This is a genomic window from Pantoea sp. KPR_PJ, assembly GCF_041386365.1.
GTDB lineage: Bacteria > Pseudomonadota > Gammaproteobacteria > Enterobacterales > Enterobacteriaceae > Pantoea.
The window spans coordinates 199,862-216,966 of the sequence record NZ_JABMIK010000003.1; the positions used below are offsets into that span (position 1 = coordinate 199,862).

Annotated in this window: 15 protein-coding genes; 9 read left to right on the forward strand and 6 right to left on the reverse strand. The window is 53.0% G+C overall.

Annotated features, from left to right (window positions below; all coding sequences use genetic code 11):
• Positions 1–6: 6 nt before the first annotated feature.
• The 6 genes from HP564_RS09395 to HP564_RS09420 form a co-directional block, all read right to left on the reverse strand.
• The gene (locus HP564_RS09395) at positions 7–336 is read right to left on the reverse strand and encodes a cytochrome o ubiquinol oxidase subunit IV (protein ID WP_103795099.1); all 330 of its coding nucleotides are present in this window, start codon (positions 334–336) and stop codon (positions 7–9) included.
• Positions 336–953 carry a cytochrome o ubiquinol oxidase subunit III gene (locus HP564_RS09400; RefSeq protein WP_033752718.1) on the reverse strand — a complete coding sequence of 206 codons (618 nt, stop codon included), beginning with the start codon at positions 951–953 and terminating at the stop codon, positions 336–338. Before HP564_RS09400 ends, HP564_RS09395 begins: the two co-directional genes overlap by 1 nt.
• Positions 953–2,935: a cytochrome o ubiquinol oxidase subunit I gene (gene cyoB, locus HP564_RS09405; RefSeq protein WP_371242364.1), complete on the reverse strand. Its 1,983-nt coding sequence runs from the start codon at positions 2,933–2,935 to the stop codon at positions 953–955. Before cyoB ends, HP564_RS09400 begins: the two co-directional genes overlap by 1 nt.
• Positions 2,936–2,939: 4 nt before the next feature.
• A complete protein-coding gene (gene cyoA, locus HP564_RS09410) occupies positions 2,940–3,866 on the reverse strand; it encodes a cytochrome o ubiquinol oxidase subunit II (protein ID WP_371242366.1) in 927 nt (308 codons plus the stop codon).
• A gap of 445 nt (positions 3,867–4,311) precedes the next feature.
• The gene (ampG, locus tag HP564_RS09415; RefSeq protein ID WP_371242368.1) at positions 4,312–5,799 is read right to left on the reverse strand and encodes a muropeptide MFS transporter AmpG; all 1,488 of its coding nucleotides are present in this window, start codon (positions 5,797–5,799) and stop codon (positions 4,312–4,314) included.
• A gap of 51 nt (positions 5,800–5,850) precedes the next feature.
• The gene (locus HP564_RS09420) at positions 5,851–6,429 is read right to left on the reverse strand and encodes a lipoprotein (RefSeq protein ID WP_371242370.1); all 579 of its coding nucleotides are present in this window, start codon (positions 6,427–6,429) and stop codon (positions 5,851–5,853) included.
• Between the two features lie 279 nt (positions 6,430–6,708).
• On the opposite strand from HP564_RS09420, the gene bolA reads away from it, so the two are divergent.
• The 9 genes from bolA (at position 6,709) to HP564_RS09465 (ending at position 17,102) form a co-directional block, all read left to right on the forward strand.
• Positions 6,709–7,023 (forward strand): transcriptional regulator BolA, encoded by a 315-nt coding sequence (bolA, locus tag HP564_RS09425; RefSeq protein WP_371242372.1) that lies wholly within the window; start codon positions 6,709–6,711, stop codon positions 7,021–7,023.
• A 298-nt stretch (positions 7,024–7,321) separates the two neighbouring features.
• A complete protein-coding gene (tig, locus tag HP564_RS09430; protein WP_371242374.1) occupies positions 7,322–8,626 on the forward strand; it encodes a trigger factor in 1,305 nt (434 codons plus the stop codon).
• Positions 8,627–8,961: 335 nt separating this feature from the next.
• On the forward strand, positions 8,962–9,585 hold the full coding sequence (clpP, locus tag HP564_RS09435; RefSeq protein ID WP_371242376.1) for an ATP-dependent Clp endopeptidase proteolytic subunit ClpP: 624 nt from the start codon (positions 8,962–8,964) through the stop codon (positions 9,583–9,585).
• Positions 9,586–9,712: 127 nt separating this feature from the next.
• Complete coding sequence (clpX, locus tag HP564_RS09440) at positions 9,713–10,984, forward strand: ATP-dependent protease ATP-binding subunit ClpX (RefSeq protein WP_371242378.1); 1,272 nt, start codon at positions 9,713–9,715, stop codon at positions 10,982–10,984.
• Between the two features lie 188 nt (positions 10,985–11,172).
• Complete coding sequence (lon, locus tag HP564_RS09445) at positions 11,173–13,527, forward strand: endopeptidase La (protein WP_371242380.1); 2,355 nt, start codon at positions 11,173–11,175, stop codon at positions 13,525–13,527.
• Positions 13,528–13,741: 214 nt separating this feature from the next.
• The gene (gene hupB, locus HP564_RS09450) at positions 13,742–14,017 is read left to right on the forward strand and encodes a nucleoid-associated protein HU-beta (protein WP_033752705.1); all 276 of its coding nucleotides are present in this window, start codon (positions 13,742–13,744) and stop codon (positions 14,015–14,017) included.
• A gap of 246 nt (positions 14,018–14,263) precedes the next feature.
• A complete protein-coding gene (gene ppiD / locus HP564_RS09455) occupies positions 14,264–16,132 on the forward strand; it encodes a peptidylprolyl isomerase (RefSeq protein ID WP_371242382.1) in 1,869 nt (622 codons plus the stop codon).
• Between the two features lie 139 nt (positions 16,133–16,271).
• On the forward strand, positions 16,272–16,601 hold the full coding sequence (locus HP564_RS09460; protein WP_371242740.1) for a ComEA family DNA-binding protein: 330 nt from the start codon (positions 16,272–16,274) through the stop codon (positions 16,599–16,601).
• Positions 16,602–16,703: 102 nt separating this feature from the next.
• Positions 16,704–17,102 carry a YbgC/FadM family acyl-CoA thioesterase gene (locus tag HP564_RS09465; protein ID WP_371242384.1) on the forward strand — a complete coding sequence of 133 codons (399 nt, stop codon included), beginning with the start codon at positions 16,704–16,706 and terminating at the stop codon, positions 17,100–17,102.
• Positions 17,103–17,105: the final 3 nt, after the last annotated feature.

The window sequence follows — 17,105 nt, forward strand, 5'->3', positions numbered from 1 at the left end:
GACTCTTTAGTGAACCATCATGTTGTAGTTGAGGTTCCACATAATCCACAGCGAGCCAACCACGACGATCAGAATAATGACCGCCGAGAAGACGATGGCTACCATGTTCCAGCCGCCTTCAGACTTAGTGTCCAGATGCAGGAAGTAGATCAGGTGAACAACGACCTGGATAACTGCGCAGGCAACCACGACGCCCAGGGTCATACCTTGAGATGACTCGCCGCTCATCACCATCCAGAACGGGATACCGGTCAGGATGACAGAGAGGATGAAGCCGATCATGTAGGACTTCACGCTGCTGTGCGGAACAACATTTCCGTTAGCTGAATGACTCATTACATGACTCCCATCAGATAGACAATGGTAAATACGCAGATCCACACCACATCCAGGAAGTGCCAGAACAGGCTCAGGCACAGGATACGAGTATGGTTAGTCGACGTCAGCCCACGTTTGGCAATCTGGAACATCAGCACCAGCATCCAGATCAGGCCGCAGGTAACGTGCAGGCCGTGGGTGCCTACCAGGGTAAAGAAGCCTGACAGGAAGCCGCTGCGATTCGGGCCGAAGCCTTCTTCGATCAGATGATGGAACTCATAGATCTCCATGCAGATAAAGCCAAGACCGAACAGGAAAGTCAGTGCCAGCCAGCTAAGGACCGAGCTTTTCTTGTCGTGGTTCATGGCGATAACCGCCATACCGTAGGTGATGGAGCTCAGCAGCAGCAGCGCTGTTTCGCCCAGAACGAACGGCAGTTCGAAGATGTCTTTGCCTGCCGGGCCACCGGCAGTGCTGTTGACCATAACCGCATAGGTCGCAAACAGGGTTGCGAAGATAATGCAGTCACTCATCAGGTAGATCCAGAAGCCAAAGACCTTATTGGCTCCTGCATCGTGATGCCCATGCTCCGCATGGGCGTCGTGGTGGTGTTTTGTCAGAGTTTCAGTCGACATTATTTCAGACCCGCTTTGCTAATATCGTCAAAGTGCTGCTTTTCGATCTTCTCAATCTCGGCAACCGGAACGTAGTAGTCCACGTCTTCGTCGAAGCTCTTCACAATCCAGGTCACGATCATGCCCAGGAAGCTCAGGCCAGCCAGCCACCAGATATGCCAGATTGCGGCAAAACCGAATACCGTTGCGAAGGCTGCGATCACGATAGCCGCGCCGCTGTTCTTCGGCATATGAATCTCTTCATATTTCGCCGGCTGCTTGTACGCTTCGCCTTTTTCTTTCATTTCCCAGAACGCGTCGCGCTCGTGGATATGTGGGATAGTGGCAAAGTTGTAGAACGGCGGCGGTGAAGAGGTTGCCCACTCCAGCGTACGACCACCCCATGGGTCACCAGTCACATCACGGTTCTGGTGACGGTCACGTACAGAAACGTAGAACATGATGACCTGGCTGATAATACCGCAGGCGATCAGGGCTGCACCGCATGCTGCAATAACCAGCAGAGAGTGGAACTGCGGATCGATGTCCTGGCTCAGACGACGGGTCATACCCATGAAGCCCAGTACATACAGCGGCATAAACGCAACGAAGAAGCCGATGATCCAGAACCAGAAGGCGCGCTTGCCCCAGGTTTCGTTCAGGGTAAAGCCGAAGGCTTTCGGGAACCAGTAGGTTACGCCCGCCATACAACCGAATACCACACCGCCGATGATGACGTTATGGAAGTGCGCAATCAGGAACAGGCTGTTGTGCAGCACGAAGTCCGCGCCCGGCACTGCCAGCAGTACCCCGGTCATTCCCCCCACAGAGAAGGTTACCAGGAAGCCTACAGTCCACAGCATCGCAGAGTGCATTACGATGCGACCCTGGTACATGGTGAACAGCCAGTTAAAGATTTTCACACCGGTCGGAATCGCGATGATCATCGTCATGATACCGAAGAAGGCGTTAACGTTCGCACCCGCACCCATGGTGAAGAAGTGGTGCAGCCAAACGATGAACGACAGTACGGTAATGGCGATGGTCGCCCACACCAGCGAGGTGTAACCAAACAGACGTTTTTTAGAGAATGTTGCTGTAACTTCAGAGAAGACGCCAAATACCGGCAGAACCAGGATGTACACTTCCGGGTGACCCCAGACCCAGATCAGGTTGACGTACATCATCATGTTACCGCCCATATCATTAGTAAAGAAATGGAAGCCAAGGTAACGGTCGAGGGTCAACAGTGCCAGCGTTACGGTCAGAACCGGGAACGCAGCGATGATCAGGACGTTGGTACAAAGTGATGCCCAGGTAAATACCGGCATTTTGAACAGGTCCATGCCCGGCGCACGCATCTTCAGAATGGTGACGAAGAAGTTGATACCGGTTAGCGTGGTCCCGATACCAGAAAGCTGGAGACTCCAGATCCAGTAATCGACCCCGACGCCAGGGCTGTACTCTGCGCCAGAAAGCGGCGGATAGGCCAGCCAGCCAGTCTGTGCAAACTCGCCCACGCCCAGAGACAGGTTAACCAGGATCACACCGACCGCGGTAAACCAGAAGCTCAGGTTGTTCAGGAACGGGAATGCCACGTCGCGCGCACCGATTTGCAGCGGAACCGCGATGTTCATCAGACCGACCACGAACGGCATCGCCACGAAGAAGATCATAATCACGCCGTGCGCGGTAAAGATCTGGTCGTAGTGGTGCGGTGGGAGTATGCCAGCTTCCCCAGCGGAAGCCATCACCTGCTGGGTACGCATCATGATTGCATCGGCAAAGCCACGCAGCAGCATGACAAATGCCATGATGATATACATGATACCCAGTTTTTTGTGGTCAACAGACGTCAGCCATTCTGACCACAGATACTGCCATTTACCAAAGTAGGTGAGGGCAGCGATGATTGCCAGACCACCAATGATGATCCCGGCAACCGTAACCATGATAATGGGCTCATGGTACGGCACTGCATCCAGTGTTAATTTTCCGAACATCGTATTATTCCTCGGCTCCCGCGGAAGCGGTATGACTCATGTCCATGCCTTCGTGCTGCTGCATGTCCATCTTCCCGTGGCTGGTCATGAACTTAGCGATAACTTGCTTGAACAGTTCAGGATTCGCTGAAGAGAAATATTCCACCGGATGATTTTCGCTTGGCACTGCTACCTTCTCGAAATCTTCCATTGTGGTCAGCGTGTTAGGTGCCGCTTTGACTTTGGCAACCCACTGCTGGAATTCCGCATCGTCCTTGGTTGCAATGGCTTTGAACTTCATACCAGAGAAACCTCGACCACTGAAGTTCGAGGAGATACCGTCGAACGTTCCTGGCTCATTGGCGATCAGGTGCAGTTTGGTCTGCATGCCCGCCATGGCATAAATCTGGCTGCCGAGCGTCGGAATAAAGAAGGAGTTCATAACGGAGTTAGAGGTAATTTTGAAGCTCACCGGCGTATTAGCCGGGAAAGCGATCTGGTTGATGGTGGCAATACCCTGTTCCGGGTAGATAAACAACCATTTCCAGTCCAGCGCAACCACTTCAATCTCAACCGGTTTCACGTCAGAGGCGAGCGGTTTGCTTGGCTCCAGCGCGTGAGTTGATTTCCAGGTCAGCACGCCGAGGAAGAGAATGATCAGGATCGGAATGGTCCAGACCACAGCTTCAACTTTGTTAGAGTGTGACCAGTTAGGGCTGTACTTCGCTTCAGTGTTGGATGCACGATATTTCCATGCAAACACCACCGCCATCAAGACTGCGGGAATAACGACGATCATCATCAAGCCAAAGGCTGTCAGAATCAACGAACGTTGCTCAAGTGCAATCTGTCCCTTGGGATTTAACAACGCATTATCGCAACCACTCATTAACAAAGTGCCTGCGATTAATGACAAAATCCCCAAACTTTTATTGTATTTCCTGAGTCTCATTTAACGACCTCAATGACAAAGGGCTTATTGTCGTTTAAGTGTGCGCGCATTTTACGGGAAGGTTTATGCAGTGTAAACCAGCATAAGGATGTGTCAGCAGCGTGTTGACACCTTTTGCTAAGGGTGTCACAGATGTTGCCTGGGGTGATAAATTATTAACTGCGACAAGCAGTTGAGGCTAATATAACAAAAACCAATGAAAGTATCCTTAAAGAAAACAGGGAAAGAATAAACCTTACCTTTAGCGCTCAATTCTTTAACAACTTTGCATCATTTGTGTGATGTAATTTATACAAAATAATTGCTCACCGGTTTTTAATATATTTGCGTTGAGTTAAGAAAGTGACCTTATTATTTTCAGGAAAATAACACGCGATGACAAAAATTAACTTTTGTCTTTTGTAAAGGCTGTGCATTAAAAATTTTTGTCAGCCCAGAGATCGCATCAGTCACTTTTTTTTACCACAGCGTTTTCGCGCAGGGCCAGATAATCGAATGCCACGCCGCCACATACTGCCAGCACCAGCAGTGCCATACCTGTTTCAAACAGCCTGATCACTGCTGGACCCACCTGCCACAGCCCCAGTGCCTGCAGGGCGAGCGCCACCAGCCACAGAGCGATAAATCCACAGCCTGCGCAGAACAGGCGTGTGGTCCAGCGATAAGCTGCCGCAAATCGCCGACGGGGCAGAAACTGACCGCTGTTCTGCGCGGCGTTCAGCGTCTCGCGGCAGAGTATCAGCAGCAGCAGGCCGGGCAATGCCGCCAGTACGGTAAAAGCATAAAAGGTTGGCCAGCCCCAGAGTTCCACCAGCCAGCCAGCCGCCGGGCCTACATAAACGCGGCCTACCGCTGATAGCGCCGAGAGCAGGGCAAACTGCGTCGCGGAGAATGATTTGTTGCAGAGCGTCATCAGCAGCGCAACGAAGGCTGCCGTGCCCATTCCGCCGCACAGGTTTTCGACAAACACGGCGCTGGCCATGCTCCACAAGTGGGGTGACGTTACTGCGAGCAGCCAGTAAGCAAAATTTGAGGCCGCCTGAAGTACGCCGAATATCATCAGTGCGCGAAACAGGCTTAGTCGCTGCATCAGCATGCCGCCATAAAGTGCCCCGATAATCGTCGCCAGCAGGCCAAGCGTTTTGTTAACCAGACCGACATCACCGGCAGTGAAGCCAACGCCGCGAATTAAAAAGGTGGTGGTCAACGAGGCGGCGAAGGCATCGCCAAGTTTATAAAGCACAATCAGCGTAATGAGCAGCCAGGCATTATTGCGCTGAAAAAAATCTTTGAGCGGCAGCGATACCGCATCGCGTAGCGAATGCGGGGTCGTGGCATGGGTGTCAGGCTCGTTAGCCATTAACGTTGCAATCAGCGCAGGCAGCAGCAGCAGGGCCATAAGCCAGTAGGTTGACTGCCAGCCGAGATAGCGATCGGCAAGCCACAGCGCCAGCCCGCCAGAGACCAGCATGGCCAGACGATAGCCGAGTACGGTGATGGCTGCGCCACTGCCGCGCTCTTCCGGCGGCAGCACATCGGTTTTCCAGGCGTCAAACACGATATCCTGTGAAGCGGAGCAAAAGGCGACCAGTACCGCCAGTGCGGCCAGCAGCGTCAGATTGCGGTCTGGCTGCATAAAGCCCATTGCCACGATACCGGCAATCAGCGCCAGCTGCGTCAGCAGCAGCCAGCCGCGCCGCCGTCCTAACAGCGGGGGCGTGAAGCGGTCCATGACCGGTGCCCAGAGAAACTTAAAAACGTAAGCCTGACCGACCAGAGAGAAAAAACCGATCGTTTTCAGGTCAACATTCTCGACCGTCATCCAGGCCTGTAGCGTACCGGAAGTCAGCGCCAGCGGTAAGCCGGAGGCAAACCCCAGCAGCAGTAAAACGGCGGCGTTGCGTTGCGTAAAGATGCGGAGATAATGATTCATGCTGATCCTGAAGCCATGCCCGGCATCCGGCCGGGCACAGGGTACGACAAATTAGCGCGCGTTCTGCTTGATGAAGTTGCTGATGCTGGTGTCCTGCGCCATATCGGCGATGACATCGCCCAGCGTTGAGTTCACCGCCTTGGTAATCTTCTCGTTGCTTGCGTTGAAGGCACCTTCCACGCTGTAGGTCTGACGATAGTTTTTCACCTGCTTGTTGCCATTTTTTGCCGTGGCGATAATGGAAATATCGGCTTTGGTGGTGATGCTGTAGCGCACGTTGCCCTGGGTAACGTCTGCATAGAGATTATTCACCACAATCTGCAAATCTACAGCACCTTCAGGCCCAATCATGTAACCACGTGCGGTCATCTGCTTCTCCAGCACCTCCTGCAACAGGAAGCGCAGGTCGCGAGACGGCGTCAGCGTCACCAGCTGGCCATCACGGTTCACCTTGGCCAGCGCCTGGTCGCTACGCTGGTCAGCACCGTTAATGCTGACTGTCACACCCATCAGGCTGGGATCCTGCTGGGGCAGCTGAATTTTAGGCTGGATGGTCAATGTATTGCTGCTGGTGGCACAGCCGGCCAAAATGAAAGCAGCCAGCAGGGGAAACAACAGTTTTTTCAACATGTTTATTCTCATTAATGTTGTGGGTTGGTTTGCAAAAACTGTGGTCATCATAGCATTGAGCGGCAGTGAAAAAAGCCCTCTGCGCGGGAGAATTGATTGTAAAAGCCTTTTTCCAGCCCCTTTAGAAATGGGATCGTTGACCGGGGCTTTCGCTACGCTATGATGCCCCTGACGTTTACAGACGGCAGAAATATTTTCACACATTTATGCGGACCTGTCTGAAAACCTACTAATATTTAAACAGATGGGGCACAGCGCTCGCCATTGAGGAAAAAGACAATGATCCGCGAACAAATTGAAGAGAAGCTGCGCCAGGCTTTCCAGCCGGCACATCTGGAAGTGCACGATGAAAGTTATCGTCATAATGTGCCTGCAGGTTCAGAAAGCCATTTCAAAGTGGTGATAGTCAGCGATCTGTTTGCTGGCCAGCGCTTTCTGGCTCGTCACCGCGCTATTTATGGTGAGCTCGCTGCTGAGCTGGCGGGCAGTGTACATGCGCTGGCGTTGCATACTTATACCCGGAAGGAGTGGGAAGGGTTGCAGGATACCGTGCTCGCTTCCCCTAACTGCCGTGGTGCTGGTACCCTCGCCTGAAATCCTCTTCTTTGTGAAAACGGCCTGCGGGCCGTTTTTCTTCTCTGTTTCCTGAAAAACGCGATCTCTGGCGCAAAAAAGCAGCAAAGCTGTTAAAAAGCGGTGAGTTTCCAGCCTCGACTCACCAGAGCGATGCCGCTATAATGCGGCGTCTATTTTTCCGGAATGTCTTCGGGACGCTTCTGGTGACAGGGATCAGGTTCTCTTCGTGGAAGCCGTCCCGGTTGTTGGATACGGCGCATTACATAATGTGTGGTGTCTGAAGTTGACCGAGCACGCGATTTTTTGAGGTAACAAGATGACAGTTTCAGTAGAAACCACTCAGGGTCTGGGCCGTCGCATTACGATTACTGTTGCAGCTGACAGCATCGAAAGCGCAGTAAAGAAAGAACTGGTGGAAGTGGCGAAAAAAGTCCGTATCGATGGTTTCCGTAAAGGCAAAGTGCCGGCCAATATCATCGCACAGCGCTACGGCGCTTCTGTTCGCCAGGACGTGCTGGGCGAGCTGATGACGCGCAACTTCGTTGACGCCATCATCAAAGAAAAAATCAACCCGGCTGGCGCACCAAACTATGTGCCGGGCGAGTATAAAGAAGGTGAAGATTTCACCTATGCCGTTGAGTTCGAAGTCTACCCGGAAGTTGAACTGCAGGGTCTGGACAGCATCGAAGTTGAAAAACCGCTGGTTGAAGTCACCGAAGCTGACGTCGACACCATGCTGGACACGCTGCGTAAGCAGCAGGCGAACTGGAAAGAGAGCGATGCAGCCGCGACGGCTGAAGATCGCGCAACCATCGACTTTACCGGTTCTGTAGACGGTGAAGAGTTTGAAGGTGGCAAAGCGTCTGACTTCGTTCTGGCAATGGGCCAGGGCCGCATGATCCCAGGCTTCGAAGAAGGCATTGTGGGTCATAAAGCAGGCGACACCTTCACTATCGATGTGAAATTCCCGGAAGACTACCACGCGGAAAACCTGAAAGGTAAAGACGCGAAGTTCGAGATCGTGCTGAAGAAAGTTGAAACGCGCGAACTGCCGGAACTGACTGAAGAGTTCATCAAGCGTTTCGGCGTGGAAGATGGTTCAGTGGAAGGTCTGCGTGCTGAAGTGCGCAAAAATATGGATCGTGAGCTGAAAGGCGCAATCCGTAACCGTGTGAAGACTCAGGCGATCGACGGCCTGGTTAACGCTAACGCCATCGACGTACCGGCTGCCCTGATCGACAGCGAAATCGACGTGCTGCGTCGTCAGGCTGCTCAGCGCTTTGGTGGTAACGAGAAACAGGCGCTGGAACTGCCGCGTGAGCTGTTTGAAGAGCAGGCAAAACGCCGCGTGATCGTTGGTCTGCTGCTGGGCGAAGTGATTCGTACCCACGAGCTGAAAGCTGACGAAGCACGTGTTAACGCCCTGATCGAAGAGATGGCTTCTGCGTACGAAGATCCGCAGGAAGTGATTGAGTTCTACAGCAAAAACAATGAGCTGATGAACAACATGCGCAATGTCGCGCTGGAAGAGCAGGCCGTTGAAGCCGTTCTGGAAAAAGCCAAAGTGACTGAGAAAGCGACCAGCTTCCAGGAACTGATGAATCAGACGACTGCTGCCTGATTGCTGAGTTAACCAGAAATGCGAAGCCCGCGACTGCAAAGTCGTGGGCTTTTTTTGTTTTTACGGCATACCCTTCACTCTGGACCCGCTATTCGCCTAATTAATCGGCAAATTATTCACGTTACGCTTTTTCCCGGTTAGCGAATGAAGAAAAGGTTGTTATGCTTGAAACAACTGGGCAGCATCCCCAGATTGAAGGAGTATGCAAAAGACAGTTAGACTGACTGATTAACCGTCCTTGAAGGTGTCGGAAACGGAGTAGCGCAGCATGCGCTGGCTGGCTCCAGAGAAATCGGTACAGAATGTTGCCAATGAACTATATCCAGGAGACGGTAATGTCATACAGTGGCGATCGTGAATTTACTGCGCCGCGCAATGCGCTGGTGCCTATGGTGGTTGAACAGACTTCACGCGGCGAGCGTTCCTACGACATCTATTCCCGCCTGCTTAAAGAGCGCGTGATCTTCCTGACGGGTCAGGTTGAAGATCATATGGCTAACCTGATCGTGGCGCAGATGCTGTTTCTGGAAGCGGAAAACCCTGAAAAAGATATTTATCTTTATATCAACTCGCCAGGCGGCGTGATCACGGCGGGCATGTCGATCTATGACACCATGAAGTTTATCAAGCCTGACGTTAGCACCATTTGCATGGGCCAGGCCTGTTCAATGGGCGCGTTTCTGCTGACGGCAGGGACCAAGGGCAAGCGCTTCTGCCTGCCTAACTCTCGCGTGATGATCCATCAGCCGCTGGGCGGTTATCAGGGCCAGGCGACAGACATAGAAATTCATGCGAAAGAAATTCTGAAAGTAAAACAGCGCATGAACGAACTGATGGCCGAGCATACCGGCAAGTCACTGGAACAAATTGAGCGCGATACCGAGCGTGACCGTTTCCTCTCTGCAAATGAAGCGGTAGAGTATGGACTGGTCGACTCTGTCCTGACGCATCGCGAATAAGACTCATCTGCCCGGCTCCTTACGCTATAGTTACTGGGATACGGGTTTGAGTTGAATGAATATTGGCCGTGTTCGCACGGCCTGCGCCGTACGCCAGTATGGCCTGAGAACAAGAAGAGGTTAACTGATGACAGATAAGCGCAAAGACGGTTCAGGTAAGTTGCTGTACTGCTCTTTCTGCGGCAAAAGCCAGCATGAAGTGCGTAAGCTGATTGCCGGGCCGTCAGTGTATATCTGCGACGAATGTGTCGATCTGTGCAATGACATCATTCGCGAAGAGATAAAAGAAGTTGCCCCGCATCGCGAACGTAGCGCGCTGCCTACGCCGCACGAAATCCGCCATCACCTCGATGATTATGTTATCGGCCAGGAAAAGGCGAAAAAAGTGCTGGCGGTTGCGGTGTACAACCACTACAAACGCCTGCGTAACGGCGATACCAGCAACGGTATTGAACTGGGCAAGAGTAACATTTTGCTGATTGGCCCAACCGGGAGTGGTAAAACGCTGCTGGCAGAAACGCTGGCGCGTCTGCTGGATGTGCCTTTCACCATGGCTGACGCCACCACGTTAACCGAAGCGGGCTACGTGGGCGAAGACGTGGAGAATATCATCCAGAAACTGCTGCAAAAGTGCGACTACGACGTGCAGAAAGCGCAGCGCGGCATCGTCTATATCGATGAAATTGACAAAATTTCGCGTAAATCGGACAACCCGTCCATTACGCGTGACGTTTCTGGCGAAGGTGTCCAGCAGGCGCTGCTGAAGCTGATTGAAGGTACGGTGGCGGCTGTACCACCGCAGGGTGGGCGTAAGCATCCCCAGCAGGAGTTTTTGCAGGTTGATACCTCCAAGATTTTGTTTATCTGCGGGGGAGCGTTCGCCGGCCTGGACAAAGTAATCTCCCAGCGTGTGGAGACCGGCTCTGGCATCGGCTTTGGCGCAACGGTGAAAGGTAAATCGCAGAAGGCAACGGAAGGCGAACTGCTGTCGCAGGTGGAGCCTGAAGATCTGATTAAATTTGGTCTGATCCCGGAGTTTATCGGCCGTCTGCCTGTTGTGGCGACGCTGAATGAGCTGAGCGAAGAGGCGTTGATTCAGATTTTGCGTGAGCCGAAAAACGCGCTGACCAAACAGTACCAGGCGCTATTCAACCTGGAAGGCGTTGAGCTGGAGTTCCGTGATGAAGCCCTGACCGCCATTGCTAAAAAAGCGATGTCGCGCAAGACCGGCGCACGTGGCCTGCGCTCTATTGTTGAAGGCGCACTGCTGGAAACCATGTATGACCTGCCTTCTATGGAAGATGTGGAAAAAGTGGTCATTGATGAGTCGGTCATTGACGGTCAGTCTGAACCGATGCTTATCTACGGCAAGCACGAAGCCCAGGCATCTGGCGAATAATTCGCCACAGCAAGGGTGTTGATATCATTAAAAAAGGGGAAAATTCTTTCCCCTTTTGTTTTTCTCGCTCTCATGACGTTGAATGTCGAACGATCATCCCCATATACTCATAATCCTGTGGGTTTAACTGCACATTCCTGCATTTGCGGTGCCCATCACCTGGCGGACACTAACTAAGAGAGAGCTCTATGAATCCTGAGCGTTCTGAACGCATTGAAATCCCCGTGTTGCCTCTGCGCGACGTGGTGGTTTATCCGCACATGGTAATTCCGTTGTTTGTTGGTCGGGAAAAATCGATTCGTTGCCTCGAAGCGGCGATGGATCATGACAAGAAGATCATGCTGGTTGCCCAGAAAGAGGCGTCAACGGATGAACCTGGCATTAACGATCTCTTCTCAGTAGGGACCGTAGCCTCTGTATTGCAGATGCTAAAACTGCCTGACGGCACAGTGAAAGTTCTGGTCGAAGGTTTACAGCGCGCGCACATCACGACGCTGGCAGATAATGGCGATCACTTCACCGCACAGGCGGAATACCTGAACTCGCCAGAAATTGAAGAGCGCGAGCAGGAAGTACTGGTGCGTACGGCGATCAATCAGTTTGAAGGCTACATTAAGCTGAATAAAAAGATCCCGCCGGAAGTCCTGACTTCGCTGAACAATATCGACGATGCGGCCCGTCTGGCCGACACCGTGGCAGCGCATATGCCGTTGAAACTGGCAGATAAACAGTCGGTGCTGGAGATGTCTGACGTTAATGAACGTCTGGAATATCTCATGGCGATGATGGAATCTGAAATCGATCTGCTGCAGGTTGAAAAGCGTATCCGCAACCGCGTGAAAAAGCAGATGGAGAAAAGCCAGCGCGAGTATTACCTGAATGAGCAGATGAAAGCCATTCAGAAAGAGCTGGGCGAAATGGACGACGTACCGGATGAGTACGAAGCCCTGAAGCGCAAGATCGATGCGGCAAAAATGCCGGCTGAAGCACGCGAAAAAGCGGAAGCTGAGCTGCAAAAATTGAAAATGATGTCGCCGATGTCTGCCGAAGCGACGGTGGTACGCGGCTATATTGACTGGATGGTCCAGGTGCCATGGAACGCGCGCAGCAAGGTGAAAAAAGACCTGCGCAAAGCTCAGGAGACGCTGGATACCGATCACTATGGTCTGGAGCGCGTCAAAGACCGCATCCTTGAATACCTTGCCGTACAGAGTCGCGTCAGCAAAATCAAAGGTCCGATTCTCTGTCTGGTGGGACCGCCGGGCGTGGGTAAAACCTCGCTGGGGCAGTCTATTGCGAAAGCGACCGGGCGTAAGTATGTGCGTATGGCTCTGGGTGGCGTGCGTGACGAGGCGGAAATTCGCGGTCACCGCCGCACCTATATTGGCTCAATGCCGGGCAAGCTGATCCAGAAGATGGCCAAAGTGGGCGTGAAAAACCCGCTGTTCCTGCTGGATGAGATTGACAAAATGTCCTCTGACATGCGCGGCGATCCGGCGTCAGCACTGCTTGAAGTGCTCGATCCTGAACAGAATATTGCCTTTAACGACCATTACCTCGAAGTAGATTACGATCTCTCCGATGTGATGTTTGTAGCAACCTCTAACTCTATGAACATTCCAGCACCGCTGCTGGATCGTATGGAGGTGATTCGTCTCTCCGGCTATACCGAGGATGAGAAACTCAACATCGCTAAGCAGCATTTGCTGCCTAAGCAGATTGAGCGCAACGCCCTGAAACAGAGCGAAATCACGGTTGAAGATAGCGCTATCGTCGGCATTATTCGCTATTACACCCGTGAAGCGGGCGTACGTAGCCTGGAGCGTGAACTGTCCAAGCTGTGCCGCAAAGCGGTGAAGGCCCTGCTGCTGAATAAAGAGCAGAAGCACATCACCATTGACGGCGAGAACCTGAAAGATTATCTCGGCGTTCAACGCTTTGACTATGGCCGTGCCGACAGCGAAAACCGCGTAGGGCAGGTGACAGGGCTGGCATGGACCGAAGTGGGCGGCGATCTGCTGACCATCGAAACCGCCTGCGTACCGGGTAAAGGTAAACTGACCTATACCGGCTCGCTCGGTGAGGTTATGCAGGAGTCTATTCAGGCGGCGCTGACCGTGGTGCGTGCACGTGCTGAGAAGCTCGGCATTAATGGCGACTTCTACGAGAAGCGTGATATTCACGTTCACGTACCGGAAGGCGCAACGCCGAAGGATGGTCCCAGTGCCGGTATCGCCATGTGTACCGCACTGGTTTCCTGCCTGACCGGCAATCCGGTGCGCTCCGACGTGGCAATGACTGGCGAAATCACCCTGCGTGGTCAGGTCCTGCCCATCGGTGGCCTGAAAGAGAAGCTGCTGGCGGCGCACCGTGGCGGGATTAAAGTCGTGCTGATCCCGGACGATAACAAACGCGATCTGGAAGAGATTCCGGCTAATGTTATTGCCGATCTGGAAATCCATCCGGTAAAACGCATTGAGGAAGTCTTAAGCCTTGCGCTGGAAAATGCGCCTTACGGAATGCAGGTTACGACCGCTAAATAGTGATTAGCAGCAGAAAGCATTAAAAAGCGAAGCTGGCAGGCCACTGAGCGCTTGCCAGCTTTTTTTAGTGCCGCTACTTTAAGGAGCGGCGGAAACAGCGATTAAGATGAATTCCGTTGTTTCGACCTGGCAGGCTTGATATAACGTGCTGCGCATTCGTATCCGCCGGGACGCGCGGATGTGAAATGAAATAATAAAAGAGGGGATGAATAGAGTGAATAAATCACAGTTGATCGACAAAATTGCTGCAGATGCGGATATTTCTAAAGCAGCAGCGGGACGTGTTTTAGACGCATTCACCAGTTCTGTTTCTGACGCGCTGAAAGGCGGTGACGAAGTGGCTCTGGTGGGCTTTGGTACTTTCTCTGTACGCGAGCGTGCTGCACGTACCGGCCGTAACCCGCAGACTGGAAAAGAAATCACCATCGCCGCAGGTAAAGTACCGGGCTTCCGCGCCGGTAAAGCGCTGAAAGACGCTGTCAACGCGTGACAACGCATCTGTCTGCAGAAGCATTTTCTTCCGTGGACCAGAGGACGGTTTAATCGTTCTCATGTAACATACGGGCACATCAAATTTGATGTGCCTTTTTTATTCGGATCCGGGGATAAATCGCGGTAAGACTTGTCTCAACAGGAGTGAAGCTGCCAGGCTAAACGGCAGTTGCGTAACGACCTTTATCCGACAGGCGTTGCGCCCGAGATTGATATCCACACTACAGCGGAGCGTTGTCATACCATGATGGACAATTTACGCGCGGCGTCGAATCATGTCGTGCTCAAGGTTATTTTGGGGTTGATTATTCTCTCCTTCGTGCTGACCGGCGTTGGCAGCTATCTGACCGGTGGCGGCGGTGACTACGCTGCGAAAGTCAACGGGCAGGAGATCAGCCGCGCGCAGTTAGACCAGGCGTTTAATAACGAGCGCAGCCAGCAGCAGCAGATGCTGGGCGACCAGTTCTCCCAGCTGGCGGGTAATGACGGCTTTATGCAGCAGATGCGTCAACGGGCGCTGTCACAGCTGGTGGACCAGGCGCTGCTGGACCAGTACATCCACGACCTCCATATCAGCATCAGCGACGATCAGGTCAAGCAGGCAATCTTCGCCCAGCAGGTATTCCAGACCAACGGCAAATTCGACAATGCTAAATATAACGCGCTGCTTAGCAATGCGGGCCTGACCGCCGACCGCTATGCAGAAGGCTTGCGCAAGCAGCTGGCAAATCAGCAGTTGATTAATGCCGTAGCCAATACTGATTTTATGCTGAAAGGCGAAACCACTAAGCTGATCGATCTGGTGTCGCAGAAACGCGATATCCGTCAGGCCACCATCGACGTCAACGCGCTGGCCGCTAAACAAACCGTTACTGAAGATGAGATTGCACAGTACTATCAGCAGCATAAAAGCGATCTGATGGCGCCGGAGCAGTTCCGCGTCAGCTACATCAAAATGGATGCTGCCAGCCAGCAGACAAGCGTCAGCGATGCGGATATTCAGAGCTGGTATGATCAGCATAAAGCGGACTACACCCAGCCGCAGCGCAATCGCTACAGCGTCATCCAGACAAAAACTGAAGCGGACGCCAGCGCTGTGCTGGAACAGCTGAAAGGCGGGGCAGATTTTACTGCGCTGGCGAAAAGCAAATCCATTGACCCCATTTCTGCCCGCAAGGGCGGCGATATGGGCTGGCTGGAACCCGCTACCACTCCGGATGAGCTAAAAAATGCCGGACTGACGCAGAAAGGCCAGCTTTCGGGCGTGATTAAATCCTCCGTTGGCTTCCTGGTGGTACGACTGGACGATATTCAGCCTGAAAAGATCAAGCCGCTGGCTGAGGTGCGCGATGCTGTGGCGGATAAAGCGAAGCAGGAGAAAGCGGTCGACGCCTTTTACCAGCAGCAGCAAAAGGTGAGTGAAGCAGCGAGCAACGACAATGAGTCGCTGGCGGGCGCAGCTCAGGTATCAGGTTTGAAAGTGATTGAAACGGGCTGGTTTAGCCGTGACAGCGTGCCGCAGGAGCTGAACTTCGACGCGGTGAAAAATGCGGTGTTCAACGGTGGCCTGACGGGGCAGAACGGTGCGCCGGGCAATAACTCTGACGTGATTACCGTCGATGGCGACCGCGCCTTTGTGCTGCGTATCAGCGATCATAAGCCCGAAGCCGTGAAACCGCTTGAAGAGGTGAAAACACAGATCACCGACACGCTGAAGCATGACAAGGCGGCACAGCAGGCTAAAGCGCAGGCCGATAAATTACTGGCCGATCTCAACGCGGGCAAGCAGGATGCGCTAAGCGCAGCGGGTCTGACGCTGGGCGCCAGCAAAACGGTTGATCGCAATAGCCAGGATCCGGTCACACAGACAGCGTTCAACCTGCCGCAGCCGGTCAACGGCAAATCCACCTGGGGCGTAAGTGAAGATATGCAGGGCAATGTGGTTCTGGTTGCGCTGGATAAGGTCAGCACCGGTACGCTGCCACAGGAGCAGGTGGACGAAATGATTAAAGGCATGACGCAGAACAATGCGCAGCTGGCGTTTGAAGCCCTGCTGACTAACCTGCGCAACGAGGCTAAAATCAAATATGGCGCGGCTGCTCAAATGCAGTAACGCTCGCAAAGTTTTGTATTACAGTGAAAATCCAAAAGGCCGCGTAAGCGGCCTTTTCCATTTCTGCACTTTGCCTTTTGAAGCCCAGTTTTATCTTTGCCACGCTGTGCTGGCTGTTAAACACAAGGAGAATCACAGCATGGCTAAGTCATTATTATCAGCAGCTTATTTTGCACTGGCGCTTGGCGGCGCGCTCTGTAATGTCAGCGCATCGGCCGCAGAAAATGCCGCTGACACCCCTGTGACGCAGGCAACGCCCTCATCCTCACAAGAAGAACCGGTCAGTATCAACGAGGCAACAGCTGAACAGCTGTCGGCCGTGATGAACGGGGTCGGTCTGAAGAAGGCACAGGCTATTGTCAGTTACCGCGAGCAGTATGGTCCCTTTACCGCCATCGAGCAGTTAAAGGAAGTGCCGGGCATAGGCAACGCGCTGGTAGAGCGTAACGCCGGACGGCTAAAACTGTGAGCTGAGACGCAATCCTGACGCTTTTTTCGCACGCAGAAAAGGCTTTTGCTACGCTGGAGAGGTCCAACCAGTTAGGTTCTGAAGCGACAGGAGATGTCAGGTATGCACACCACCATTAAGGTTCGCGGCTATCACCTTGACGTGTATCAGCACGTCAACAATGCGCGCTATCTGGAGTTTCTCGAAGAGGCACGCTGGCACTGGCTGGAGGAGGTCAACGCCTTTAACTGGCTGAGAGAACAACAGCTCGCGTTCGTGGTAGTCAATATAAACATCAACTATCGTCGCCCGGCAGTGCTGGGCGACGTGCTGACGATTTATAGCGATATGAAGCAACTCAACGGCAAAAGCGGCATTATTGTCCAGCATGTGATGCTGGAAGCCAGCGACACAGTGGTTGCAGATGCAGCACTGACCTTTGTCTGTATCGATTTGCGCACGCAGAAAGCAGTGTCGCTGGATGGCGAACTGCGTGCCCGGCTGGAGGCATTCTCACGCTGAGTA

Excerpts from the sequence above, each read along its gene's own strand:
- bolA (WP_371242372.1), top strand. The coding sequence starts at position 6,709 with ATGATCCGCGAACAAATTGAAGAGAAGCTGCGCCAGGCTTTCCAGCCG.
- ppiD (WP_371242382.1), top strand. The coding sequence starts at position 14,264 with ATGATGGACAATTTACGCGCGGCGTCGAATCATGTCGTGCTCAAGGTT.
- HP564_RS09400 (WP_033752718.1), bottom strand. The coding sequence starts at position 953 with ATGTCGACTGAAACTCTGACAAAACACCACCACGACGCCCATGCGGAG.
- HP564_RS09460 (WP_371242740.1), top strand. The coding sequence starts at position 16,272 with ATGGCTAAGTCATTATTATCAGCAGCTTATTTTGCACTGGCGCTTGGC.
- lon (WP_371242380.1), top strand. The coding sequence starts at position 11,173 with ATGAATCCTGAGCGTTCTGAACGCATTGAAATCCCCGTGTTGCCTCTG.
- cyoB (WP_371242364.1), bottom strand. The coding sequence starts at position 2,935 with ATGTTCGGAAAATTAACACTGGATGCAGTGCCGTACCATGAGCCCATT.
- HP564_RS09465 (WP_371242384.1), top strand. The coding sequence starts at position 16,704 with ATGCACACCACCATTAAGGTTCGCGGCTATCACCTTGACGTGTATCAG.
- ampG (WP_371242368.1), bottom strand. The coding sequence starts at position 5,799 with ATGAATCATTATCTCCGCATCTTTACGCAACGCAACGCCGCCGTTTTA.
- clpX (WP_371242378.1), top strand. The coding sequence starts at position 9,713 with ATGACAGATAAGCGCAAAGACGGTTCAGGTAAGTTGCTGTACTGCTCT.
- HP564_RS09420 (WP_371242370.1), bottom strand. The coding sequence starts at position 6,429 with ATGTTGAAAAAACTGTTGTTTCCCCTGCTGGCTGCTTTCATTTTGGCC.
- tig (WP_371242374.1), top strand. The coding sequence starts at position 7,322 with ATGACAGTTTCAGTAGAAACCACTCAGGGTCTGGGCCGTCGCATTACG.
- clpP (WP_371242376.1), top strand. The coding sequence starts at position 8,962 with ATGTCATACAGTGGCGATCGTGAATTTACTGCGCCGCGCAATGCGCTG.
- HP564_RS09395 (WP_103795099.1), bottom strand. The coding sequence starts at position 336 with ATGAGTCATTCAGCTAACGGAAATGTTGTTCCGCACAGCAGCGTGAAG.
- cyoA (WP_371242366.1), bottom strand. The coding sequence starts at position 3,866 with ATGAGACTCAGGAAATACAATAAAAGTTTGGGGATTTTGTCATTAATC.